Consider the following 22,643-nt stretch of genomic DNA (forward strand, 5'->3'; position numbering starts at 1 on the left):
CCGCGACTGGATCGCCGTGATGAGCGTGATGCTCGGCGCCTTCATGGCGGTGCTGGACATCCAGATCACCAACTCTTCGCTCAAGGACATCCAGGGCGCGCTGTCGGCCACCCTGGAAGAAGGCTCGTGGATTTCCACCTCGTACCTGGTCGCGGAAATCATCATGATCCCGCTGACGGCCTGGCTGGTGCAGCTGCTGTCGGCGCGGCGCCTGGCGGTGTGGGTTTCGGCCGGGTTCCTGCTGTCTTCGTTACTGTGCTCGATGGCCTGGAACCTGGAAAGCATGATCCTGTTCCGCGCCCTGCAAGGCTTTACCGGCGGCGCGCTGATCCCGCTGGCATTCACCCTGACCTTGACCAAACTGCCGGAGCACCACCGTGCCAAGGGCATGGCCATGTTCGCCATGACCGCCACCTTCGCGCCGTCGATCGGCCCCACCCTGGGCGGCTGGCTGACCGAGAACTGGGGCTGGGAATACATCTTCTACATCAACATCCCGCCGGGCCTGGTGATGATCGCTGGCCTGCTGTACGGGCTGGAGAAAAAGGAGGCGCACTGGGACCTGCTGAAAAGCACCGACTATGCCGGCATCCTCACACTCGGCCTGGGCCTGGGCTGCCTGCAGGTATTTCTCGAAGAAGGCCACCGCAAGGACTGGCTGGAATCGCACTTGATCGTGGCCCTGGGCAGCGTCGCCCTGGTCAGCCTCATCACCTTCGTCATCCTGCAGTTTTCCAGGCCGCACCCACTGATCAACCTGCGCATACTCGGCAACCGTAACTTCGGCCTGTCGAGCATCGCCAGCCTGGGCATGGGCGTCGGGTTGTACGGCTCGATCTACCTGCTGCCGCTGTACCTGACCCAGGTGCAGGGCTACAACGCCCTGCAGATTGGCGAAGTGATCATGTGGATGGGCATTCCGCAGCTGTTCCTGATTCCGCTGGTGCCGCAGCTGATGAAGGTGGTATCGCCCAAGGTGCTGTGTGCGCTGGGCTTCTGCCTGTTCGGCGCTGCCAGTTTCGGCTCGGGGGTACTGAACCCTGACTTTGCCGGGCCGCAGTTCAACCATGTGCAGATCATTCGCGCACTGGGCCAGCCGATGATCATGGTCACCATCTCGCTGATCGCCACCGCCTATATTCAGCCGCAGGACGCAGGGTCTGCGTCGAGCCTGTTCAATATCCTGCGCAACCTCGGCGGCGCCATTGGCATTGCCTTGCTGGCTACACTGCTGGACGCGCGCACCAAGGTGTATTTCGATTACCTGCGTGAGGCCGTGGTGCCCACCAACCCCCAAGTGGCCGAGCGCCTGGCGCAACTGACGGAGCGCCTGGGGAGTGACAATGCGGCGCTGGGCAAGCTGAGCGAGATCACCCACCAGCAGGCGCTGATCATGGCTTACAACGACGCCTTCCACTTCGTCGGTATTGGTTTGGCGGTAAGCATGGTGGCGGTGCTGCTGACCCGAAAATTGCCCCAGGGCTTGAAAGCTGGCGAGGCCCATTGAGCTTGTTACGATGCACCCACAGGGCCGGCGCCAGCCTTCAGCTGGTGATCAACCGCTCACGCAGCTTGGTGATCTCGTCACGCAACTGCGCCGCGGCTTCGAACTCCAGGTCGCGGGCGAACTGCATCATTTTCTCCTCCAACTGCTTGATACGCTTGGTGATCTCCCCAGGCGTGCGCAGTTCGGCCTCGTAACGGGCGCTTTCCTCCGCGGCCTTGGCCATGCCCTTGCGCTTCTTGCTGCGCGCACCCGGGACGGTGGCGCCCTCCATGATGTCGGTAATGTCCTTGATCACGCCCTTGGGCACGATGCCGTTGGCTTCGTTGAAGGCGATCTGCTTCTCGCGGCGGCGCTCGGTTTCATCGATCGCCCGCTGCATCGAGCCGGTGATGTTGTCGGCGTACAGGATGGCCCGGCCATTGAGGTTACGCGCCGCACGGCCGATGGTCTGGATCAGCGAGCGCTCCGAGCGCAGGAAGCCTTCCTTGTCGGCATCGAGGATCGCCACCAGGGACACCTCGGGCATGTCCAGGCCCTCACGCAGCAGGTTGATCCCTACCAGCACGTCAAAGGTACCCAGGCGCAAGTCACGGATGATCTCCACCCGCTCCACCGTGTCGATATCCGAGTGCAGGTAGCGCACCCGCACATCGTGATCGGCCAGGTAGTCGCTGAGGTCTTCTGCCATGCGCTTGGTCAAGGTGGTGGCCAGCACCCGTTCGCCGGCAGCCACCCGCTTGCGGATCTCCGACAGCAGGTCGTCGACCTGGGTCAGCGCCGGGCGAATTTCGACCTGCGGGTCGACCAGCCCGGTGGGGCGCACCACCTGCTCCACCACCCGCCCGGCATGCTCGGCCTCATAAGGCCCCGGGGTGGCGGAAACGAAGATGGTCTGTGGGCTGACACTCTCCCATTCATCGAAGCGCATGGGCCGGTTGTCCAGTGCCGACGGCAGGCGGAAGCCATACTCGACCAGGGTTTCCTTGCGCGAACGGTCGCCTTTGTACATGGCCCCCACCTGCGGCACGCTGACATGGGATTCGTCGATCACCAGCAGCGCATCGGGCGGCAGGTAGTCGTACAGCGTTGGCGGCGGTGCACCCGCCGGGCGGCCAGACAAGTAACGCGAGTAGTTTTCGATGCCATTGCAGTAGCCCAGCTCCAGGATCATCTCCAGGTCGAACCGGGTGCGCTGCTCCAGGCGCTGGGCTTCGACCAGCTTGTTGGCCTTGTGCAGGTACTCCAGGCGGTCCTTGAGCTCTGCCTTGATGCCCTCCACGGCGTCCAGCAGGGTTTCCCGCGGGGTGACGTAGTGGCTTTTGGGGTAGAAGGTGAACCGCGGCAGCTTGCGGAAGACCTCGCCGGTCAGCGGGTCGAACGCCGCGATGTTCTCCACCTCGTCGTCGAACAGCTCGACGCGGATGGCCTCCAGGTCCGATTCTGCGGGGAAAATGTCGATCACATCCCCCCTTACACGGAAGGTGGCGCGGGCGAAGTCCATCTCGTTGCGGGTGTACTGCAGGTCGGCCAGGCGGCGCAGCAGCGCGCGCTGGTCGAGCTTGTCGCCGCGGTCCACGTGCAGGACCATTTTCAGGTAGGTCTCGGGGCTGCCGAGGCCGTAGATGCACGACACGGTGGTGACGATGATCGCATCGCGGCGCTCCAGCAGCGCCTTGGTCGCCGAGAGACGCATCTGCTCGATATGGTCGTTGATCGATGCATCCTTCTCGATGAAGGTGTCCGACGACGGTACATAGGCTTCCGGCTGGTAATAGTCGTAGTAGGAGACGAAGTACTCCACCGCGTTATTGGGGAAAAACGCCTTGAACTCACCGTACAGCTGCGCGGCCAGGGTCTTGTTCGGCGCCAGCACCAGGGTCGGGCGCTGAACCTGCTGAATCACGTTGGCAATGCTGAACGTCTTGCCCGAACCGGTCACCCCCAGCAGCGTCTGGTGCGACAGCCCGGCCTCGATGCCCTCGACCATCTGGCGGATCGCCTCGGGCTGGTCGCCGGCAGGCTGGAAACGGGTAACGAGCTGGAACTCGGACATGACGGACCTCGCGGTGCTGCAGCAACTGTAAATTTAGCCAGTAGTCTATACCCAAATGCGCCCGCAAGGGGCGGCTTTCAAGGCACAGCCACAACCAGGTATTACGGTTGACCGGGCAATCAGACCGATGGTCAAAAAATATTTGCGCAAATACCCGGAAAAGCCGCGCCAGAGTGTCGCGGTCACCGGTCGGTATCACTATACTGACTCCCCGTTTGTGCACCGCTTCAGTGCATTCGGCTGGAGCGTGTACGCCCTATCACTCTCCAATCAGAGCCGAAGTAACAATGAGCCTGTTTTCCGCTGTCGAGCTGGCACCCCGCGACCCTATCCTGGGCCTCAACGAAGCATTCAATGCCGACCCACGTACCGACAAGGTCAACCTGGGTGTTGGCGTGTACTGCAATGAGGAAGGCCGCATTCCGCTGCTGCGCGCCGTGATCGAAGCCGAGACCCAGCGTGCAGCCCAGCATGCCTCGCGCGGCTACCTGCCGATCGATGGTATCGCCACCTACGACCAGGCCGTGCAAAAGCTGCTGTTCGGTGCCGAATCGCCACTGCTGGCCGCCGGCCGCGTGGTCACCGTGCAGGCCGTCGGTGGTACTGGCGCACTGAAAATCGGTGCCGACTTCCTCAAGCGGATCTCGCCAAACGCCGTGGTGGCCATCAGCGACCCGAGCTGGGAAAACCACCGCGCCCTGTTCGAGTCGGCCGGTTTCCCGGTGCAGACCTACCGCTACTACGACGCCCCGAGCAACGACGTCAACCGCGCCGGCATGCTCGAAGACCTCAACGCCCTGCCCTCTGGCTCGATCGTGGTGCTGCACGCCTGCTGCCACAACCCGACGGGCGTTGACCTGAGCCTGGACGACTGGAAAAACGTGCTGGAAGTGGTCAAGGCCAAAGGCCACGTGCCGTTCCTCGACATGGCCTACCAAGGCTTTGGCGACGGCATTGCCGAAGACGCCTTCGCGGTCCGCCTGTTCGCCGAGTCGGGCCTGGAGTTCTTCGTGTCCAGCTCGTTCTCCAAGTCGTTCTCGCTGTACGGCGAGCGCGTGGGTGCGCTGTCGGTGGTTACCGCCTCCAAAGACGAGAGCACCCGCGTGCTGTCGCAGGTCAAGCGCGTGATCCGCACCACCTACTCCAACCCGCCCACCCACGGCGCAACCATCGTCGCTACCGTGCTGAACAGCGCCGAGCTGCGCCAGATGTGGGAAACCGAACTGGCCGAAATGCGCGAACGCATCCACGGGATGCGCAAGCAGATGGTCGCGCTGTTGGCCGAATACGGTGCCAACCGCGATTTCAGCTTCGTCGGTCGCCAGGTCGGCATGTTCTCCTACTCGGGCCTGAGCGTAGAGCAGGTGGCCCGGTTGAAGAACGACTTTGGCATCTATGCGCTGGACACTGGCCGCATCGCTGTGGCGGCGCTGAACCAGAGCAACATCCATGTCGTCACCAAGGCGATCGTGCAAGTGTTGTAACTGCTTGATTTGCCAGGGGGTGGCTTGACTTCCCCCTGGCGATCGGTATGATGTGCGCAGATTCCGCGATAGCTCAGTCGGTAGAGCAAATGACTGTTAATCATTGGGTCCCTGGTTCGAGTCCAGGTCGCGGAGCCAAACATTGAAAAAGCCCCCGGCTGTGAAAGCAGCCGGGGGCTTTTTCGTTTACTGCGAAGCCGGCGACGCACGCACAATGCAATCAACTGCTGCGTCCAATCAGGTAGAACTCGCCACCGCTCCAAACGCCCAGCCATTGCTCACCATCGATCTCGCGCGGCACCGCCAACTCCACCATCTGGTAGAACACATTGCGGTGTATCAATGCCTCGAGATTACTGCGTATCAGCACGTACGGCGACGGCGCTTGCGTCACCGGATCGGTGACTACCCGTAGCGGATTGGCCGGGCCGGCCTCGACCTGATCCTCGACATTGCTGGTAAAGCGCAGCACCTGCTGCTCGCCCTGCCCTTGCACCTCCAGCGCCACTGCCACGAACGGCGCATCGTCTACCTGGATGCCCACCTTTTCCACCGGGGTAATCAGGAAGTAATCGTCACCATCGCGGCGCAGGATGGTCGAGAACAGCCGCACCATCGGTTTGCGGCCGATGGGCGTGCCCAGGTAATACCAGGTGCCATCGCGGGCGATACGCATGTCGATGTCACCGCAGAAATCGGGGTTCCACAGGTGGACCGGTGGCAGGCCCTTGGCCTTGGGGATCTGCGCCAGCAGGTCGTTGGCCTTACCGGTGTCGCTCATCACACTCGCCTCACTCACTCATGCCCAGAAGGCTACGAGCGTACTCGCGCATCGGTGCGGCAAGCAAATCCTCGGGGGTTTTATCGTGGAACGTCAACAAACCGCCACGGCTCTTGATGCGAGCGGTATCGATCAGGTAGCGGGTATTGGTTTCGATCAGCATCATCTGCACCACACCGCTGTCCCAGCCCAGGCGGTCGACGGCTTGCTCGTCGTACCACTCGTCACCATTGCCGATACGGTCGTCGGTCCGGGCAAAGCGGGTATACAGCACATAGTCGGCACCGACCGAACGGGCCTGCGCAATGGCCTCTTCCAGGCCCAGCGGGCCTTGGGCGCGGCGCACCAGCGGGAAATACTCGACGAAACTCTTGAACGCCTGCTCGGCCACTGCATTCTGCCGGGGTACCGGGCCCTTGCCAGGCGGCACGAATGCGCCCTGCCCTATGAAGATGAACGAGTCGGGCTGCAGGCGAATCGACAGCGTGCGCCGGGTTTCGCTATGGTCCAGCAGCCCTGCGTCGCTCATGTGATAGCGGACGCCCTCGCCCATATCGCTGACATTCATGCAACCGCCCAACGCCATCAGCGCCAGCAGCAAGACCAGGCTACGCATCTTTCCTCCAGTGACCGGCGACGAAAAACCGGCGAATAGCCGGCGGATGCAGCTTTTGCGCCAGCTTCAGCCGCCGATTACCTTCATCACCGTCACGCCGCCGGAAAACGCCAATGCCTGTTTGTCTGCCAGCGCCTTGACCAGTAACCGCTGAAGCGCCGGCAAGGCTTCGTGACGTGGTTTCTCCAGAAGGTCGCCAACGAAATGACGATTACCCGACGACAGGCAGCCATGCAGCCAACCTGTGGACGACAGCCGTAGCCGCGAGCACGTCCGGCAGAACGGCACGCTCTCATTGGCGATCACGCCGAAGTGCCCCTTGCCGGGGATCTGATAGCGCATGGCGGTGGCGTCCACCGGCGCAGCGACACGGGCGAAGGCGTGCTGACCGCCGATCAGCGTGAGCAGGTCATCGAGGCTGACAAATTGCCGCAGGAAAGCAGAGTGATCACGCGCCAGGTGGCCCATGCGCATCAGTTCGATGAAACGCAACTCAAAGCCACGCGCCATGCAGTAATCCAGCAACGGCAGCACCTGGTCGAGGTTTTGCCCGCGCATCGGCACCATGTTCACTTTGATCTGCATGCCCATGGCGCGGGCCCGCTCCATCGCCGCCAGCACCGTGGCCAGATCGCCGCCGCGGGCGATCTGGCGAAACGCCAACGGGTCCAGGGTGTCGAGCGAAACATTCAGCCGGCGAATTCCGGCTGCCTGCAATTGCGGCAACTTACGGCCCAGCAGCTGACCATTGGTGGTCAGCGAAATATCCTCGAGGCCGAGTTTGGCCACCGCGGCGAGAAAGGCATCCAGGCGCGGACTGACCAGCGGTTCCCCACCGGTGATACGCAAGCGCTCGATGCCGGCTGCTTCAATCAGGTAGGCCACGCCACGCGCCAGTGCGTCTGCCGAAAGCTCATCCTGCGCCGCCACCAGGCGCTTGCCGTCTGGCACGCAATAGGTACAGGCGTAATTGCAGGCAGCCGTCAGGCTGACACGCAGGTTGCGAAACCGCCTGCCTTGACGATCGACGATCATGGATGACTCCGGCATGGGTAAAGGGGCCGGCAAAAGCTGACTCATAAATCAGGTTTTTGCAAGCCCTGTACACATAGCCGGTGGGGCGTAGCTCAGTGGGACGGTTCCGGGTCGCGCTTGCGCTTGTTGCCCATGCGCACGCCGATGTCCATCAGGAACTGGAAGAAGCCTTCCTGATCTTCCAGCACATTGCTCCAGAACGGTGAGTGGTACAGCGCAACAGCGCCATGCACCAGTGCCCAGGCGGCGCAGTAATGGTAGTAAGGAGGCACGTCTTCGAGCTTGCCTTCGCTGATGCGGCCCTTGATCAGCTGGGTGAGGCGGTCGAAGTTGGAGGCACGGATGCTGTGCAACTGTTCGACCATTTCCGGCACCTGGTTGCCCTTGACCACCTTCTCTTCCAGGCGGTCGAACAGCCGGTAACGCTGAGGGTCACGCATGCGGAATTCGAAATAGGCACGCGACAGGGCCTCTTTGTCACGGTCGACGTCGGCCGAGTGCAGCAACCCGTTCAGGTCGCGCTCGTAGTCGAGCATCAGGCGCAGGTAGATCTCGGCCTTGGACTTGAAGTGCTTGTAGATCGTGCCTTTGCCGATGCCCACGGCGTCGGCGATCATCTCGACGGTTACGCTGTCTTCACCTTGCTCGAGAAACAGCTTGAGCGCGGTATCGAGGATTTCCTGTTCGCGACGGCGAAACTCACGGACCTTACGAGGTTCTTTCTGCATGGGAAGGACTGGATGACAATCGAAGCGGTTTATTATGCCTAACTTGCGGGAAATTGCACGGATCTTCCGAGCATGGCTGTGTTTCAGGATGCTCTCGACCATACGCTGCGGGAGGAACCAGACGCGGGCGTATTCCAAATCTGTTTAAAAAACGACCAATATCCACTGGCAGGCCGCCAAACCTGGCCAATACTAGAAGTGTTGGCGCGGCGCATCCCCCCTAGCGGCGCGCCGATAAAGGTGCTCAGGGACCGCGTACCTTTGTTTTACTCCTAATGGTCTTAACCCGGATTCCTCCCCCAGAACCCGGGTTTTTTTTGCGTGTTTGCGGGGGATATGCGTTGGAGGTGGGGTTTTGGGGATGGTATGAGGGGCGAAGGTGCTCGAGCTCACAGGCGCTGAATTTGTTGTGGCAGGCACCTCATGGCCCTCACACAACCTTCAACTCCAATGAATCAACCCACCCGCGCCAACGGAAACAACCGCTTGAAGTTAGCCGTTGTCTGCTCAGCCAATTGCCCATAACTGGCCCCGCGCAGCGAAGCCACATACTCCGCCACTTCCCGCACATATTGCGGCAAGTTCGGCTTGCCGCGATACGGAATCGGCGCCAGGTACGGCGAATCGGTTTCCACCAACAAGCGGTCGACCGGCACTTGCCGCGCCACTTCCCGCAGGGCATCGGCATTGCGGAAGGTAACGATGCCAGACAGCGATATGTAATAGCCCAGGTCCAGCGCCGCCTTGGCCATGTCCCAGTCTTCGGTAAAGCAGTGCAGCACGCCAGCCTGCGGCAGATTGGCCTCGCGCAGCAGTGCCAGGGTATCGGCACGCGCCGCCCGGGTATGCACGATCACTGGCTTGCCGGTCTGCCGCGAAGCCTCCAGGTGCAGGCGGAACGAGGCCTGCTGCAATTCAGCGGCTTCCGGCTCGTAGTGGTAATCCAGCCCGGTTTCGCCAATGGCCACCACATGCGGGTGGGCCAGTTCGCGCAGTAGCCATTCCAGCGCCGGGGTTTCGCCCGGCGCCAGGTCCAGCGGGTGTACACCGACCGAGCAGTCGACATCCGCGTACTGCTCGCTCAACGCCTTTACCGCGCCGGCGTTTTCGGCACTGACGCCGATGCACAGGAAATGCCCCACCCCGCGATCACGCGCCGCCTGCAGCGCAGCATCGAGCGAGCCCTGATGGGCACTGAGGTCAAGACGGTCAAGGTGGCAATGGGAGTCTACGAGCATGGGATAGCGGCACACATGGAAAATGGGAAATCAGCGGGCGCCCGGCAGTTGCAGCCAATGAGCCAGCAGCGATTCGAGCAACAGGGTTTGATTGAGGTTGGCCTTACCCAGCACCTTCTGGCGCTGTTCGAGGATCCACGCCTGCACCTCCAGCACCTTGGCCTGGCGGCTTTTCTGCGCCAGGTACTGCACCACCTTGCGCATATCGGCCAAGCCTAACCCCTCCTCGTCCTGGGTCAACTGGTAGCGCAGAATGAGGTGCGCCCAATCGCAGAACCAGTCGAATACCCTCAACATCGGCACAGCCTTCCAGGCTTCGGCCAGCTGGCTGGGCGATTGCTGTTGCTTGAGCAACTTCTTCACCCCGTCAGTAACCAGCGCACGCTGCTCGCGCACACCCTGCGCCTGCAGGCTGATCGCCATCAGCGGCGAGCCGGCGGCCAAACTCAGCAATTCGTCGCGCTCGGCCTCGTCCATATCAGGCAACGCCGCGGCCAACCAGGCCTGGCTCTGGGCCAGGTTTGGCTGGGGGCAGGCTACCTGCTGACAACGGCTCTTGATGGTCGGCAGCAGCCGGCTGGGCTGGTGCGTGACCAGCAGCAACACGGTGTCGCCGGAAGGCTCCTCAAGGCTTTTCAACAGTGCGTTGGAAGCATTGACGTTCATGGCTTCGACCGGCTCGATCAACACCACCTTGCGCCCACCCAGCTGCGCCGTCTGCACCACGAAGGCCACCAGCTCACGGACCTGGTCGACCTTGATCGGCTTATCGGCCTCTTCGGGCTCAAGGATGTAGTTGTCAGGGTGGCTACCGGCCTTCAGCAGCAGGCAGGACTTGCAGGTGCCGCAGGCATCGAGGCCTTGCGGCTGCTGGCACAACAGGCGGGCCATCAGGCGCTCGGCCATGGCCCGCTTGCCAATGCCCTGCGGCCCGTGCAGCAGGTAGGCATGGGCATGCTGACTGCGCCCGGCCAATTGCTGCCAGAGCGCCTGCTGCCATGGGTAGGCCTCAGCCACGGCAACGCTCCACGATGGCCGGCAACAGCGCATCGATAGCACGCTGCACGGCCGGGAGCGGCTGTGCGGCATCCAGCAGGCTGTAACGCTGCGGTTCGCGCTGGGCGCGCTGCAGGTAGGCCTGGCGCACAGCCTGGAAAAACGCCTGGCCTTCCTGCTCGAAGCGGTCGAGGCGGCCGCGCGCAGCGGCACGGGCCAAACCGACTTCGACCGGCAGGTCGAACACCAGGGTCAGCTGCGGGCGAAGGTCGCCCTGGACGAATTGCTCCAGGGTGGCGATACGCTCGACCGACAGGCCGCGGCCGCCGCCCTGGTAGGCATATGTGGCATCGGTAAACCGGTCGCACAACACCACAGCGCCACGGGCCAGCGCCGGGCGGATCACCTGGGCCAGGTGCTGGGCGCGGGCAGCGAACACCAGCAGCAGTTCGGTGTCGGCGGCCATGGGTTCATCGCTGGGGGCCAGTAGCAGCTCACGCACCTTCTCGGCCAGCGGCGTGCCACCAGGCTCACGGGTCAGCACCACATCCAGGCCATGCTCGCGCAAGCGCGCCGCCAGGTAGTCGCGGTTGGTGCTTTTGCCCGCGCCTTCGGGGCCTTCCAAAGTAATAAACAAGCCGCTCACAGGCAGTCCTTAATGTTGTTCGTCAGGCGTTGCCGGCTCGGCCGCCTGGGCATCACCGGCGGGAGCGGCCGGCGCCGGCTGCGCAGCCGGCTCATCGGGTACCGGCTGCTCTTCGCCGGCGGCTGGCGCAGCGTCATCGGCGCCCGGCTTTGCCGGCTGCTGCGGCGCGGGGCTGGAGCGATAGTCTGCCCGCCGCTTGAGCTGAAACTCCCGCACCGCCGAGTTGTGATCGTTGAGGTCGTCGGAGAACACATGGCTGCCGTCGCCACGGGCGACGAAGTACAGGCTGGTGCCATCGGCCGGGTTAAGCGCCGCGTGAATCGCCTCGCGGCCGACCATGGCAATCGGCGTGGGCGGCAGGCCAGTGATGGTGTAGGTATTGTAGGGCGTAGGCTCACGCAGGTCGGCACGGGTGATCTTGCCGTTATAGCGCTCACCCATCCCGTAGATAACCGTCGGATCGGTCTGCAGCATCATGCCCAGGCGCAAACGCCGCACGAACACCCCGGCGATCTGACCGCGCTCTTGGGGGATGCCGGTTTCCTTCTCCACCAGCGAAGCCATGATCAGCGCCTGGTAGGGATCGCGGTACGGCAGGTCGGTGGCGCGCTCGGCCCATTCCTTGGCCAGCACTTCTTCCAGACGCATGTAGGCCTGCTGCAGCAATTCGACGTCGCTCATGCCGCGCACGAAGCGGTAGGTATCGGGGAAGAACCTGCCCTCAGGGAACACACCGGTATGGCCGAGTTTGTCCATGACCTCGGCGTCCGACAGGCCATCCAGGGTGTGCTTGAGCTTTTCATGCTTGGCCACGGCCGCGCGCAGCTGGCGGAAGGTCCAGCCCTCGACCAGGGTCAGGTTGTATTGAACTACGTCGCCCCGGCGCCAGGCGTCGAACAGCTGCTCGACGGTCATGCCAGGGGTGAGGCGATATTCGCCGGTGTGCAACGGGGTACCGGCCATGTTGAAGCGCCAGTACAGGCGCAACCAGACGGCGTCGTCGAGCAGCCCTTCGGTTTGCATGCGGTAGAACATGCGATTGGGGGTGGTGCCATTGGGCACGTCGAGCAGGCGTTCCTGCGTGACATGCAGTGGCTGCTCCAGAACCGAGTTGATTTTCCAGGCCGACCAGCCTAGCGCCAGACCGGCGAGGATCAGACCCATTTCCAGCAGCAGCAGGAATTTACGTCTCACGAATTCAGGTTTCCAGTAACGTACGGGCAACGGCCTGCAGTTTTCGGGTAAGCGGGCCCGGCGACCAGTTTAACGCGGCCAGGCCGCGCACGGGCCAGACGCCATAGACGCTGTTGCAAACAAATACTTCATCGGCCTGCTCCAGCGCACCATACGGCAGGTCGCAGACGTTGGCCGTAATACCCTGCAAGCGCGCCTGTTCGAGCAAGGCACCGCGCATGACCCCGGCCACGCCACAACGGCTGAGGTCGGCAGTAAAAAGCACGCCGTCGCGCACCAGGAACAGATTGCTGTATACCCCTTCGATCACCCGGCCTTGCCCGTCACACATCAGGCCCTCGGCATGGTCACTGTCCTGCCATTCGGCACGGGCCAGCACCTGCTCCAGACGGTTGAGGTGTTTGAGCCCGGCCAGCAACGGTTGTTCCCCAAGCCGTGTCTGGCAGGGGAACAAGCGTACGCCCTGCTCGGCATGGGCAACAGGATAGCTGGGTAATGGGCCGCCCTGCAGGATACGCCGGGGCACGGCATCGGCAACCGGCGCGTAACCACGCTGGCTGTCGCCACGGGTGAGGATGAGTTTGGCTACCCCGTCGCCGAGCTGGCTGGCGTAGCGCAGCAATTCCTCACGCACCTGCGCCAGGTCGGCGCCAATCGCCAGCCGCTGGCAACCCAGCGCCAGGCGAGCGAGATGGCCATCCAGGAGGCTGGGCCGGCCATGCCGAACGGCGATGGTTTCGAAAAGACCATCGCCGTAAGCCAGCCCGCGGTTCTGCAGATTGAGCGCAGTCGCGGGCTGGCCGTCGATCCAGCTGAGCATCAACCGGCGAACCGGCGGAACACCAGCGAGCCGTTGGTGCCACCAAAGCCGAACGAGTTGGACAACACCACATCGATCGGCATGCTGCGCGCCTGGTGCGGCACGAAGTCCAGGTCGCAACCTTCGTCCGGTTCGTCCAGGTTGATGGTCGGGGGCGCCATCTGGCTGTTGATCGCCAGCACACTGAAGATCGCTTCTACCGCGCCAGCCGCCCCCAGCAGGTGGCCGGTCATCGACTTGGTCGAGCTGACTGCCAGCTTGTAGGCGTGGTCGCCGAATACGCGCTTGATCGCCGCCACCTCGGCAATGTCGCCCGCGGGGGTCGAAGTGCCATGGGCGTTGATGTAGCTCACGTGTTCCGGCTGGATGCCAGCATCGCGCAGGGCGTTGGCCATGCAGCGCGCAGCGCCTTCACCGGAGTCTGGTGGCGAGGTCATGTGGTAGGCGTCGCCGCTCATGCCAAAACCGATCAACTCGGCATAGATGGTCGCCCCACGGGCCTGGGCATGCTCCAGTTCTTCGAGCACCAAGGCACCGGCACCGTCGGACAGCACGAAACCGTCGCGACCTTTGTCCCAAGGGCGGCTGGCGCGGGCAGGCTCGTCGTTGCGGGTGGACAGCGCGCGCGATGCACCGAAGCCACCCATGCCCAGCCCGCACGCGGCCATTTCGGCGCCGCCGGCAATCATTACGTCGGCTTCACCGTAGGCGATATTGCGCGCGGCCATGCCGATGCAATGGGTGCCCGTGGTGCAGGCAGTGGCAATGGCGTAGTTGGGGCCCTGCAGGCCCAGGTGGATCGACAGGAAACCCGAGATCATGTTGATGATCGAGCCCGGCACGAAGAATGGCGAAATGCGACGCGGCCCCGAGTCATGCAGGGTGCGGCTGGTTTCTTCGATGTTGGTCAGGCCACCGATCCCCGACCCCATGGCCACGCCGATGCGCTCGCGGTTGGCGTCGGTGACCTCCAGGCCGGCATTACGCACCGCCTGGAACCCGGCCGCCAGGCCGTACTGGATGAACAGGTCGAGCTTGCGGGCCTCTTTGGCCGACAGGTACTGCTCCACCTCGAAGCCTTTCACCGAGCCGCCAAAACGGGTGGAGTAGGCAGACAGGTCCGTGTGTTCGATCGGACCAATGCCACTGCGGCCAGCCAGAATGCCCTGCCAGGTGCTCGGTACATCGGTACCCAGTGGCGACAGCATACCCATACCGGTGACCACGACGCGTCTACGCGACACAGTACTCTCCTTTTCTAATAACAGAGTCTCTTGGCATTGCATTCAAGCGCTGGAATGAAATGGCAACAGGCTCTTGGTGCGCGGTGAACGAGGCGGCCCGGGCAATACGCGGCGCTCGCAAAGAAAAAACCGCACGCCAGCGAAGGCAGTGCGGTTTTCCCCGACAAGTAGCGTCGACTGTAACGTCTTAAGCCTGGTGGTTCTTGACGTAGTCGATAGCAGCTTGAACGGTAGTGATCTTCTCGGCTTCTTCGTCAGGGATTTCGGTCTCGAATTCCTCTTCCAGAGCCATCACCAGTTCAACGGTGTCAAGCGAATCGGCACCCAGGTCATCGACGAAGGACTTCTCAGCAGTCACTTCTTCTTCCTTGACGCCCAGTTGCTCGGCGACGATTTTCTTGACGCGTTCTTCGATGGTGCTCATACCTAGTTTTCACTCCTAATGGATATATGCAGGCAGCTGGCCGGTGGCTAATTTTATAGAAAGACGTTCGCTTTTCAAGCTGAACCTGCCTTCAGGCTAGTCATCGCACCCGCTGTCTGGAATCTGATTGCAGCTTTATAACGGATTTTAGGCTCGCAGTATGACTCTTTTTTTACGAAATCCGTCACATTGAGTTGCAGGGTTACATGTACATCCCGCCGTTGACCGGCACGGTTGCGCCGGTTACATAGGCTGCACCGTCCGAAGCCAGGAACGAAACCACCTTGGCAATTTCGTCGGCCTGCCCCAGGCGGCCCAGTGGAATCTGGGTTTGCAGGGCTTCGCGCTGCGCTTCAGGCAGTTCGCGGGTCATGTCGGTATCGATGAAACCAGGGGTCACCGAGTTGACGGTAATGCCACGCGAACCGACTTCACGCGCCAGGGCGCGGCTGAAGCCTTCCAGCCCGGCCTTGGCAGCCGCATAGTTGGCCTGGCCAGCGTTACCCATGGCACCGACGACCGAGCCGATGCTGATGATACGACCCCAACGAGCCTTGGTCATGCCACGCAGCACACCCTTGGACAGACGGTAGAGGCTGTTCAGGTTGGTGTCGATCACGTCGAACCATTCGTCGTCTTTCATGCGCAGCATGAGGTTGTCCCGGGTGATGCCGGCGTTGTTGACCAGAATGGCCGGGGCGCCGAACTGCTCACCAATGGCAGCCAGTACCGCGTCAACCGACTCGGCGCTGGTCACGTTCAGTTCCATGCCGGTGCCGGTGATACCGTGCTCTTTGAGGGTGGCGGCGATACGCTCGGCGCCGGAGGCCGAAGTGGCGGTACCAATCACGGTTGCGCCCTGGCGGCCCAGTTCCAGGGCGATGGCCTGGCCAATGCCACGGCTGGCGCCAGTGACCAGTGCAACTTTACCTTGCAGGCTCATGCAAGCTTCTCCAATTCAGGCCAGTGCCGCGCGGGTGGCGGCAACGGCGTCAGGGGTATTGAGGTTGTAAGTGGTCACGCCATCGGCGCAACGCTTGTTCAGGCCAGCCAGGACTTTGCCCGGGCCGCACTCGACCAGATTGACTGCACCATTGGCCGCCAGGGCCTGCACACACTCAACCCAGCGTACCGGCTGGTACAGCTGCGCCAGCAGGTCCTGCTTGAGGGCATCGAGGTCGGCCGCGATGGCGGCGGTGACGTTCTGCACCACCGGGATCTGCGGGGCCTTCCACTCGATGGCGTTGACCGCATCGGCAAAGCGCTCGGCAGCCGGCTTCATCAGGGCGCAGTGCGAAGGCACGCTGACGGCCAGCGGCAGGGCGCGCTTGGCGCCTTTGGCCTTGCACAGCTCCATGGCGCGGTCGACCGCCGCCTTGTTGCCGGCGATGACCACCTGCCCTGGCGAGTTGAAGTTGACGGCACTGACCACTTCATCTTCAGCCGCTTCGGCGCAGAGCTCCACGACCACAGCGTCGTCCAGGCCGAGAATGGCGGCCATGGCCCCGTGCCCGGCAGGTACCGCTTCCTGCATCAGCTGGCCACGGCGCTCGACCAGGCGCACAGCGTCTTTCAGGCTGATGCTGCCGGCAGCGACCAGGGCGCTGTATTCACCCAGGCTATGACCGGACACGAAAGCTGGCGTGGCACCGCCCTCTTCCAGCCACAGACGCCACAACGCGATGGACGCGGTGAGGATCGCCGGCTGCGTCTTGTCAGTCTGGTTGAGTTGCTCTTCCGGACCTTCCTGAACCAGCTTCCACAGGTCGTAACCGAGTGCTGCAGAAGCTTCCTTGAAGGTTTCGATGATCACTGGCTTCTCGGCGCCGAGCTCGGCGAGCATGCCCAGCGACTGGGAACCTTGACCGGGAAAGACGAATGCGAGAGATGCAGACATTGAACAAGCCCTTATGATCTTGTCGTCGGATAGGGTACGCCAGGCCTTGGGCCAGGCGCGGAATCTGAAAGCTTGGATGAAGACGCAGACCAAGCGGTCACATTTAAGCACTTCATCGGGGATATGCCTAAGGTCTTTGTTTGCCTGCCCGGGCCCCGTCGCAGGCTAAAGCAGCAGGTCCTCCAAACGCCCGTGCAAACGCTGCGGCAGATTCTCCTGAATCCCGATCAACGCCCGCTGGATGGCACTCTGGAACCCCTGAACGCCCGCGGAGCCATGGCTCTTGATGACGATACCCTGCAAACCCAGGAAACTCGCGCCATTGTGCCGCGCCGGCGCCAGGTCGGCCTGCAGACGCTTGAGCAGGGGCATGGCCACCGCTCCAGCAGCCCGCGCCAGCAAACCGCCCTTGAACAATTGCTCGATCCGCGCACCGATCATGGTGGCCAGCCCCTCGCTGGACTTGAGCAGGATATTGCCAACAAAGCCGTCGCACACCACCACATCCGCCTCGCCACGGTACAGCCCGTCACCTTCGACAAAGCCCACATAGTTGAGCCCGCGGGCATTGTGCAACAGGCTTGCCGCCAGCTTGACCTGCTGGTTGCCCTTGATGTCCTCGGTACCGATGTTCAGCAACGCCACGCGCGGGCGGTGAACACCCAGGGCCTGGGCGGCCACCGACCCCATCACGGCGAACTGGTACAGGTTTTCGGCACTGCAATCGACATTGGCACCCAGGTCGAGCAACTGGCAGTAACCGGCCTGGGTCGGGATCGCCGCCACCATGGCCGGGCGGTCGATACCCGGCAGGGTCTTGAGCACGAAGCGTGACAACGCCATCAGCGCGCCGGTGTTGCCGGCACTGACGCAGGCCTGGGCCTTGCCATCACGCACCAGTTCCAGGGCGATGCGCATGGACGAGTCCGGCTTGCCACGCAGCACCTGGGATGGCCGCTCGTCCATGCCGACCACTTCACTGGCGGCGACGATTTGCAGGCGCGCGCGATCCGCAGCCGCAAGGCCGCTGACAAGATCTTCCAGGAGGGAGGGTTGACCGACGAGGGTCAGGTGCAACGAGGGGGTAGCGGAAAGGCAGGCAATGCTAGCCTGAACAATGCTGCGGGGACCGAAGTCCCCGCCCATTGCGTCGATCGCGATGACCTGAGCGGACAAGGATTACTCGTCAGCGCCCTTGTCGACCACTTTGCGACCACGGTATACGCCTTCTGGCGAAACGTGGTGGCGCAGGTGGACTTCACCGGTGGACTTGTCTACCGACAGCGCGTTTTCCGACAGAGCGTCGTGCGAACGGCGCATGTCACGGGCAGAGCGGGATTTTTTGTTCTGCTGAACAGCCATAATTGATTAACTCCTAAACGTTTGGGTCACGCTTTAACTGCGCCAAAACACTGAACGGGTTGGACCGCGATACCTCGTCCTTGCTCGATTCGGGCTCGTCTGCGCCCGCCGGCTGCTGGCATTCTTCCGGATGATGAGCAGGCACGATTGGCAGGGCGAGCAGAAGCTCCTCCTCGATCAATGCCTGCAGATCCAAAGGATCTTCGCCCAGTTCCAGCACGTCATAGCCTTTCGGCAACGACTGGGTATTCGCACCCTCCTTCACCACAGCGTAAGTGCATTCGCTATGGATCGGCAGGGTGACCAGCTCAAGACAACGCTGGCAAACCATTTTGACTTCGACGTCCAGCTCGCTGTGGATAACCACCACGTGCTGTTCATCTCGTTCAAAATCGAACTTCGCCTGCACCGTACCGACATTGTCGGAAAGCGGGTCGCAGAGTCTTTCCAAATCAGCGAGCGGCAGCGAACCGTTAAGGGTTACGCCACGATCGGCTAATTTGCGCGGGTCAACGTGAGGTGGAATCGGGTCATTCAACATAGGCGCAGCATAATAGGGATGCCCCCCGCCCCTGTCAAAGGAAATTAGGCGGCATCGTGCGTGATAGAATTTGTTCAACTGAATCAGGAGTCTACCATGCTTCCTCTGTTACTGGCTTCCAGCTCTGCCTATCGCCGCGAACTGCTCGCCCGCCTGCAACTGCCTTTCACCTGGGCGAGCCCCGACATAGACGAGCAGCGCCAGGCCGGCGAGCCAGCGCCAGAGCTGGTGCAGCGCCTGGCCAGGCAGAAGGCCGAGGCACTGGCGGGCAACCACCCCGGGCACCTGATCATCGGCTCGGACCAGGTGGCGGTGCTGGGCGAACAGGTGCTGGGCAAGCCGAAGACCTTCGAGCGCGCCTGCGAACAACTGCTGGCGTGCAGCGGGCAGCAGGTGTGCTTCCTGACCGGGCTGGCGCTGCTCAACAGCGCCACCGGGCAATGCCAGGTCGATTGCATACCGTTTACCGTGACCTTGCGCGAACTGAGCCGCGAGCAGGTGGAGCGCTATGTCGCGGCGGAGCAGCCGCTGGACTGCGCTGGCAGCTTCAAGGCGGAGGGGTTGGGGGTGAGTTTGTTTCAGAGCACCCATGGCTGCGACGCCACCAGCCTGATCGGGCTACCGTTGATTCGGCTGGTGGACATGCTGACCAAGGAAGGGGTGGTGATTCCTTGAGGGCCTGGGGCCGCTTTGCGGCCCATCGCCGGCAAGCCGGCGATGGGGCCAGAACAGGCTATCAGCGCAGCTGTGGCCCCTGGAAGCCCATCCACATGGCCAGGTGCTCAGCCACACTGGCCCCGACCCGCTTGGAGAAGCGGTCAAACGGCGATTCCTGCACGGTGAAGTCCACCAACTCCTTCTCACCCACGATCTCACGCGCCACATAGCTGGCACTGCCCAGCCCATCCACCAGCCCCAGCGCCTTGGCTTGTTCACCCGACCACACCAGGCCACTGAACAGCTCCGGGTGCTCCTTGTCTTTCAGGCGCTCGCCGCGGCCCTGCTTGACCATGGCGATGAACTGGTTGTGCGTGGTGTCCAGCACCCCTTGCCAGAACCGCGTCTCCTCGGGCTTTTCCGGCGAGAACGGGTCAAGGAACGCCTTGTGCTCACCCGAGGTGTAGGCGCGGCGCTCGACACCCAGCTTTTCCATGGTGCCGACGAAGCCATAGCCGGCCGCCGTTACCCCGATGGACCCCACCAGGCTGGCCTTGTCGGCGTAGATCTCGTCTGCCGCACTGGCAATGTAGTAGGCACCGGACGCCCCCAGGTCGGCAATTACCGCGTACAGCTTGATGGCCGGGTATTCGGCACGCAGGCGGCGGATTTCGTCGTACACGTAACCGGCCTGCACCGGGCTGCCACCCGGGCTGTTGATGCGCATTACCACCGCCTTGGTCTTGCTGTCTTTGAAGGCCTCACGCAGGCTCTTGACGATATTGTCTGCGCTCGCCGCCTCCTGGTCGGCAATCACGCCACGCACCTCGACCAGTGCGGTATGGCTGGCACCGCGCGAGGCCGCCTTGTCCATATCCATCAGCGGCGAGAACAGCGCCAGGATGCCGAACAGGTAAACGAAGGTCAGCAGCTTGAAAAAAATACCCCAGCGCCGTGAGCGGCGCTGCTCCTGCACACTGGCCAACAGGGTCTTTTCCAGCAGTTGCCAGCTCTTGCGCTCTTCGCGCTCCCCGGGCTCGGCCTCGGGGGCTTTCCATTCGTCTGCCATGCTCACCTACCTTGGAAGTGGAATTGCGGCCCCAGCCAACCACTCGCGCAGCTGGGAAAAATGCTCGATGCACACCTGCGGGCCGAACTCGGCCAGCGCCTGTAACGACATGGCACCATAGCCCACGGCCACCGAATGCATGCCGGCATTGCTGGCCATTTGCAGGTCGAATGCCGAATCTCCGACCATCAGCGCACGCTGCGGTTCTACACCACAATGGCCGAGAATTTCCTCGAGCATCAGCGGGTGTGGCTTGCCACGGGTTTCATCAGCGGCGCGGGTAATGTCGAAAAACGCCTGCCAGCCGTTGGCCTTGAGCACCCGATCGAGGCCGCGACGGGCCTTGCCGGTGGCCACCGCCAGGCGGTAACCCTCGGCGCGGAAGGCGTCCAGCGACTCGCTCACCCCCTCGAACAGCGGCGAAGGCTGCTGATCCAGGGCGGTGTAGATATCAGCGTAGTGCTGACGGAAGCTTTCGACCTGAACGGGCTCCAGGTGCGGGTACAGGGTATGGATGGCCTCGTCCAGGGCCAGGCCGATGATGCCCTTGATCGCATCATCACTGCTTTGCGCCTCACCGGCACGCACGGCAGCCGCGTTCATGGACTCGACGATGCGCCCTACGGAGTCGGCCAGCGTGCCGTCCCAGTCGAAGATCAGCAGTTCATAAGCTTTTTTCATAGGTCACGGCGCACTCAGCCGCTCCACCGTCTTGGCCCAGACTTCGTCCACCGGTGCTTCAAGCTTGAGCTCGCCACCGTCCGGCAGCGGCACGGTCAGCGCGTAGGCGTGCAGGAACAGGCGCTTGCCACCCAACTCGCGAATTTCGCGGCTGAAATCTTCGTCGCCGTATTTGTTGTCGCCGGCGATCATGTGCCCGGCATGCAGGGTATGCACGCGAATCTGGTGGGTACGCCCGGTGATCGGCCGCGCCTCGACAATGGTGGCGAAATCGCCGAAGCGACGCAGCACGCGGAACAGGGTCAGCGCCTCCTTGCCCTCATCGTTCACCTCGACCATACGCTCGCCCGAGCGCAGGTTGCTTTTGAGCAGGGGCGCGTTGACCTGTTTCTTGGCCGTGGGCCAGTGGCCCCGCACCAATGCCATGTAGCGCTTGTCCACGCCATCACCGCGCAGCGCCGCATGCAGGTGGCGCAACATGCTGCGCTTCTTGGCGATCATCAGCAGGCCGGAGGTGTCGCGGTCCAGGCGGTGCACCAGCTCCAGCTCCTTGGCGTCAGGGCGCAGCTGGCGCAGCGCCTCGATCACGCCGAAGCTCAGGCCACTACCGCCATGCACGGCGATGCCGGCCGGCTTGTTCATCACGATCAGCGCCTTGTCTTCATAGACGATGGCCGCCTCCAGGCGCTGCAACAGCCCCTGGGCGACCGGTGCCGGCTCGTCGCGCTCCGGCAGGCGGACGGGCGGCACCCGCACGATATCGCCGGCCTGGATCTTGTACTCGGGTTTCACGCGGCCCTTGTTGACCCGCACCTCACCCTTGCGCAGGATGCGGTAGACCAGGGTCTTGGGCACGCCCTTGAGCGCCGTGATGAGGAAATTGTCGATGCGTTGGCCGGCAAGCTCCGGCGCGACTTCGATCAGCTGTACGCCGGAAGTCGGAGGGGTATTGGTCGTCATGGCGGGAATCATAACAATTTTTTATGGAATTGAAGCACTTAATCATTGCTGCTATAGTCGCGAACGCCGCCAAAAGTGGCAGGCCAGCAAAACCAGGCCCTGAGCCGGTTGCTGACCTACGCAATTCTCCAGGACGCGAGGCCGTCCTACGGGGTTTTCGCCAGTTTACCGAATTGCCTGGAATCGCCACCAGCGCTGTGTAGAGAAGACCGAAAAAAACGACAAGTGTGGTTGTTCACCTGCTTACCCGATTCTTTTCGTTGTAGCTCTGCCCGCCCCGTCGCTTCCACGCAACGCAAGGCGAATGCTCCGGAAACAACAGCCTTGGACATGTAATGGCGTCAGCTTCCCATTCGAAGCTGGCGAAAAATGCAACCCGTTGCGGATTCAGCGCGCGGCAGCACCCGAATTATCAGGGATACGTGCAGGGTGGAGATGCACAGCCCTCGGACCGTGTAGCACCGCGTCCGGCCAGCAGCCGATTGAAGGCTGGTGAGCGGATAAGGTCCTGAACAGATGCCCCCGGGCGTCCACGGCTGACGGTTGATTCCTCCTCCTGACTGAGTGCACAAGGCCCGCTTGGTTGATTCGGATACCCATTCGAAGCCACCGGGGCCTTGTTGGCACCGCAGCAAACAGGACGCGTCGTCGCGACAACGGCAGGCTGGGCAACCGGCTGGTGCCGAACGTTGCTCGACACGGGGGTGGCC

The 22,643-nt window shown here is 62.6% G+C and carries 23 protein-coding genes and 1 tRNA gene; 4 read left to right on the forward strand and 20 right to left on the reverse strand.

The annotated features are described in order from the left end of the window. The first annotated feature begins 16 nt into the window (after window positions 1–16). On the forward strand, window positions 17–1,507 hold the full coding sequence (locus tag FPB55_RS18465; protein WP_172828417.1) for an MDR family MFS transporter: 1,491 nt from the start codon (window positions 17–19) through the stop codon (window positions 1,505–1,507). 37 nt (window positions 1,508–1,544) lie between these two features. On the opposite strand, the gene uvrB is transcribed toward FPB55_RS18465, so the two are convergent. Next, window positions 1,545–3,560, reverse strand: a complete 2,016-nt coding sequence (gene uvrB / locus FPB55_RS18470; RefSeq protein ID WP_009685051.1) for an excinuclease ABC subunit UvrB — start codon at window positions 3,558–3,560, stop codon at window positions 1,545–1,547. Window positions 3,561–3,847: 287 nt separating this feature from the next. On the opposite strand from uvrB, the gene FPB55_RS18475 reads away from it, so the two are divergent. Together FPB55_RS18475 and FPB55_RS18480 are read left to right on the forward strand one after the other, a co-directional pair. After that, window positions 3,848–5,044 (forward strand): amino acid aminotransferase, encoded by a 1,197-nt coding sequence (locus FPB55_RS18475; RefSeq protein ID WP_029887102.1) that lies wholly within the window; start codon window positions 3,848–3,850, stop codon window positions 5,042–5,044. Window positions 5,045–5,106: 62 nt separating this feature from the next. Continuing rightward, window positions 5,107–5,182: transfer RNA gene (locus FPB55_RS18480), tRNA-Asn, on the forward strand. 82 nt (window positions 5,183–5,264) lie between these two features. Here the strand turns inward: FPB55_RS18480 and FPB55_RS18485 are convergent. The 16 genes from FPB55_RS18485 to FPB55_RS18560 all read right to left on the reverse strand — a co-directional run bounded on the left by FPB55_RS18485 (window position 5,265) and on the right by FPB55_RS18560 (window position 18,566). Further along, entirely contained in the window at window positions 5,265–5,825 is a 561-nt protein-coding gene (locus FPB55_RS18485; RefSeq protein ID WP_144188986.1) for a DUF1285 domain-containing protein, read from the reverse strand. 10 nt (window positions 5,826–5,835) lie between these two features. Continuing rightward, window positions 5,836–6,441: a DUF4823 domain-containing protein gene (locus FPB55_RS18490; RefSeq protein WP_009685054.1), complete on the reverse strand. Its 606-nt coding sequence runs from the start codon at window positions 6,439–6,441 to the stop codon at window positions 5,836–5,838. Between the two features lie 66 nt (window positions 6,442–6,507). Next, window positions 6,508–7,476, reverse strand: coding sequence for a radical SAM protein (locus tag FPB55_RS18495; protein ID WP_144188988.1), 969 nt, complete (start codon window positions 7,474–7,476; stop codon window positions 6,508–6,510). Window positions 7,477–7,568: 92 nt separating this feature from the next. Continuing rightward, window positions 7,569–8,204 (reverse strand): TetR/AcrR family transcriptional regulator, encoded by a 636-nt coding sequence (locus FPB55_RS18500; RefSeq protein ID WP_144188990.1) that lies wholly within the window; start codon window positions 8,202–8,204, stop codon window positions 7,569–7,571. Between the two features lie 455 nt (window positions 8,205–8,659). Then, on the reverse strand, window positions 8,660–9,442 hold the full coding sequence (locus FPB55_RS18505; protein ID WP_009685057.1) for a TatD family hydrolase: 783 nt from the start codon (window positions 9,440–9,442) through the stop codon (window positions 8,660–8,662). 30 nt (window positions 9,443–9,472) lie between these two features. Next, entirely contained in the window at window positions 9,473–10,459 is a 987-nt protein-coding gene (locus FPB55_RS18510; protein ID WP_029887100.1) for a DNA polymerase III subunit delta', read from the reverse strand. Further along, complete coding sequence (tmk, locus tag FPB55_RS18515) at window positions 10,452–11,084, reverse strand: dTMP kinase (RefSeq protein ID WP_009685060.1); 633 nt, start codon at window positions 11,082–11,084, stop codon at window positions 10,452–10,454. The genes FPB55_RS18510 and tmk overlap by 8 nt, the downstream gene beginning before the upstream one ends. Window positions 11,085–11,093: 9 nt before the next feature. Beyond that, the gene (gene mltG / locus FPB55_RS18520; protein WP_047149967.1) at window positions 11,094–12,278 is read right to left on the reverse strand and encodes an endolytic transglycosylase MltG; all 1,185 of its coding nucleotides are present in this window, start codon (window positions 12,276–12,278) and stop codon (window positions 11,094–11,096) included. Window positions 12,279–12,282: 4 nt separating this feature from the next. Further along, window positions 12,283–13,098 (reverse strand): aminodeoxychorismate lyase, encoded by an 816-nt coding sequence (pabC, locus tag FPB55_RS18525; RefSeq protein WP_029887082.1) that lies wholly within the window; start codon window positions 13,096–13,098, stop codon window positions 12,283–12,285. Next, window positions 13,098–14,342 (reverse strand): beta-ketoacyl-ACP synthase II, encoded by a 1,245-nt coding sequence (fabF, locus tag FPB55_RS18530; RefSeq protein WP_009685064.1) that lies wholly within the window; start codon window positions 14,340–14,342, stop codon window positions 13,098–13,100. Before fabF ends, pabC begins: the two co-directional genes overlap by 1 nt. 187 nt (window positions 14,343–14,529) lie before the next feature. Beyond that, entirely contained in the window at window positions 14,530–14,766 is a 237-nt protein-coding gene (gene acpP / locus FPB55_RS18535; RefSeq protein WP_009685065.1) for an acyl carrier protein, read from the reverse strand. Window positions 14,767–14,968: 202 nt separating this feature from the next. After that, window positions 14,969–15,709, reverse strand: coding sequence for a 3-oxoacyl-ACP reductase FabG (fabG, locus tag FPB55_RS18540; protein ID WP_009685066.1), 741 nt, complete (start codon window positions 15,707–15,709; stop codon window positions 14,969–14,971). A 15-nt stretch (window positions 15,710–15,724) separates the two neighbouring features. Then, window positions 15,725–16,663 (reverse strand): ACP S-malonyltransferase, encoded by a 939-nt coding sequence (fabD, locus tag FPB55_RS18545; RefSeq protein ID WP_029887081.1) that lies wholly within the window; start codon window positions 16,661–16,663, stop codon window positions 15,725–15,727. Between the two features lie 165 nt (window positions 16,664–16,828). Further along, window positions 16,829–17,839 (reverse strand): phosphate acyltransferase PlsX, encoded by a 1,011-nt coding sequence (plsX, locus tag FPB55_RS18550; protein WP_144188992.1) that lies wholly within the window; start codon window positions 17,837–17,839, stop codon window positions 16,829–16,831. 3 nt (window positions 17,840–17,842) lie between these two features. Beyond that, complete coding sequence (rpmF, locus tag FPB55_RS18555) at window positions 17,843–18,025, reverse strand: 50S ribosomal protein L32 (RefSeq protein ID WP_029887079.1); 183 nt, start codon at window positions 18,023–18,025, stop codon at window positions 17,843–17,845. 13 nt (window positions 18,026–18,038) lie between these two features. Then, on the reverse strand, window positions 18,039–18,566 hold the full coding sequence (locus FPB55_RS18560; RefSeq protein ID WP_080709253.1) for a YceD family protein: 528 nt from the start codon (window positions 18,564–18,566) through the stop codon (window positions 18,039–18,041). A gap of 96 nt (window positions 18,567–18,662) precedes the next feature. Between FPB55_RS18560 and FPB55_RS18565 the strand changes: the two genes are divergently transcribed. Continuing rightward, window positions 18,663–19,241 (forward strand): nucleoside triphosphate pyrophosphatase, encoded by a 579-nt coding sequence (locus FPB55_RS18565; protein WP_009685072.1) that lies wholly within the window; start codon window positions 18,663–18,665, stop codon window positions 19,239–19,241. Window positions 19,242–19,302: 61 nt separating this feature from the next. On the opposite strand, the gene FPB55_RS18570 is transcribed toward FPB55_RS18565, so the two are convergent. The 3 genes from FPB55_RS18570 to rluC are packed head-to-tail and all read right to left on the reverse strand — an operon-like array spanning window position 19,303 to window position 21,933. Further along, window positions 19,303–20,292, reverse strand: coding sequence for a S49 family peptidase (locus FPB55_RS18570; protein WP_009685073.1), 990 nt, complete (start codon window positions 20,290–20,292; stop codon window positions 19,303–19,305). Window positions 20,293–20,298: 6 nt separating this feature from the next. Next, entirely contained in the window at window positions 20,299–20,973 is a 675-nt protein-coding gene (locus FPB55_RS18575) for an HAD family hydrolase (RefSeq protein ID WP_115294529.1), read from the reverse strand. Window positions 20,974–20,976: 3 nt separating this feature from the next. Beyond that, window positions 20,977–21,933 (reverse strand): 23S rRNA pseudouridine(955/2504/2580) synthase RluC, encoded by a 957-nt coding sequence (gene rluC / locus FPB55_RS18580; RefSeq protein WP_009685075.1) that lies wholly within the window; start codon window positions 21,931–21,933, stop codon window positions 20,977–20,979. Window positions 21,934–22,643: the final 710 nt, after the last annotated feature.

This window comes from Pseudomonas sp. BJP69, assembly GCF_007633355.1.
GTDB classification, from domain to species: domain Bacteria; phylum Pseudomonadota; class Gammaproteobacteria; order Pseudomonadales; family Pseudomonadaceae; genus Aquipseudomonas; species Aquipseudomonas juntendi.

Excerpts from the sequence above, each read along its gene's own strand:
- uvrB (WP_009685051.1), bottom strand. The coding sequence starts at position 3,560 with ATGTCCGAGTTCCAGCTCGTTACCCGTTTCCAGCCTGCCGGCGACCAG.
- FPB55_RS18475 (WP_029887102.1), top strand. The coding sequence starts at position 3,848 with ATGAGCCTGTTTTCCGCTGTCGAGCTGGCACCCCGCGACCCTATCCTG.
- FPB55_RS18485 (WP_144188986.1), bottom strand. The coding sequence starts at position 5,825 with ATGAGCGACACCGGTAAGGCCAACGACCTGCTGGCGCAGATCCCCAAG.
- FPB55_RS18490 (WP_009685054.1), bottom strand. The coding sequence starts at position 6,441 with ATGCGTAGCCTGGTCTTGCTGCTGGCGCTGATGGCGTTGGGCGGTTGC.
- FPB55_RS18495 (WP_144188988.1), bottom strand. The coding sequence starts at position 7,476 with ATGATCGTCGATCGTCAAGGCAGGCGGTTTCGCAACCTGCGTGTCAGC.
- FPB55_RS18500 (WP_144188990.1), bottom strand. The coding sequence starts at position 8,204 with ATGCAGAAAGAACCTCGTAAGGTCCGTGAGTTTCGCCGTCGCGAACAG.
- FPB55_RS18505 (WP_009685057.1), bottom strand. The coding sequence starts at position 9,442 with ATGCTCGTAGACTCCCATTGCCACCTTGACCGTCTTGACCTCAGTGCC.
- pabC (WP_029887082.1), bottom strand. The coding sequence starts at position 13,098 with ATGCTCAGCTGGATCGACGGCCAGCCCGCGACTGCGCTCAATCTGCAG.
- acpP (WP_009685065.1), bottom strand. The coding sequence starts at position 14,766 with ATGAGCACCATCGAAGAACGCGTCAAGAAAATCGTCGCCGAGCAACTG.
- fabG (WP_009685066.1), bottom strand. The coding sequence starts at position 15,709 with ATGAGCCTGCAAGGTAAAGTTGCACTGGTCACTGGCGCCAGCCGTGGC.
- fabD (WP_029887081.1), bottom strand. The coding sequence starts at position 16,663 with ATGTCTGCATCTCTCGCATTCGTCTTTCCCGGTCAAGGTTCCCAGTCG.
- rpmF (WP_029887079.1), bottom strand. The coding sequence starts at position 18,025 with ATGGCTGTTCAGCAGAACAAAAAATCCCGCTCTGCCCGTGACATGCGC.
- FPB55_RS18560 (WP_080709253.1), bottom strand. The coding sequence starts at position 18,566 with ATGTTGAATGACCCGATTCCACCTCACGTTGACCCGCGCAAATTAGCC.
- FPB55_RS18565 (WP_009685072.1), top strand. The coding sequence starts at position 18,663 with ATGCTTCCTCTGTTACTGGCTTCCAGCTCTGCCTATCGCCGCGAACTG.
- FPB55_RS18570 (WP_009685073.1), bottom strand. The coding sequence starts at position 20,292 with ATGGCAGACGAATGGAAAGCCCCCGAGGCCGAGCCCGGGGAGCGCGAA.
- FPB55_RS18575 (WP_115294529.1), bottom strand. The coding sequence starts at position 20,973 with ATGAAAAAAGCTTATGAACTGCTGATCTTCGACTGGGACGGCACGCTG.
- rluC (WP_009685075.1), bottom strand. The coding sequence starts at position 21,933 with ATGACGACCAATACCCCTCCGACTTCCGGCGTACAGCTGATCGAAGTC.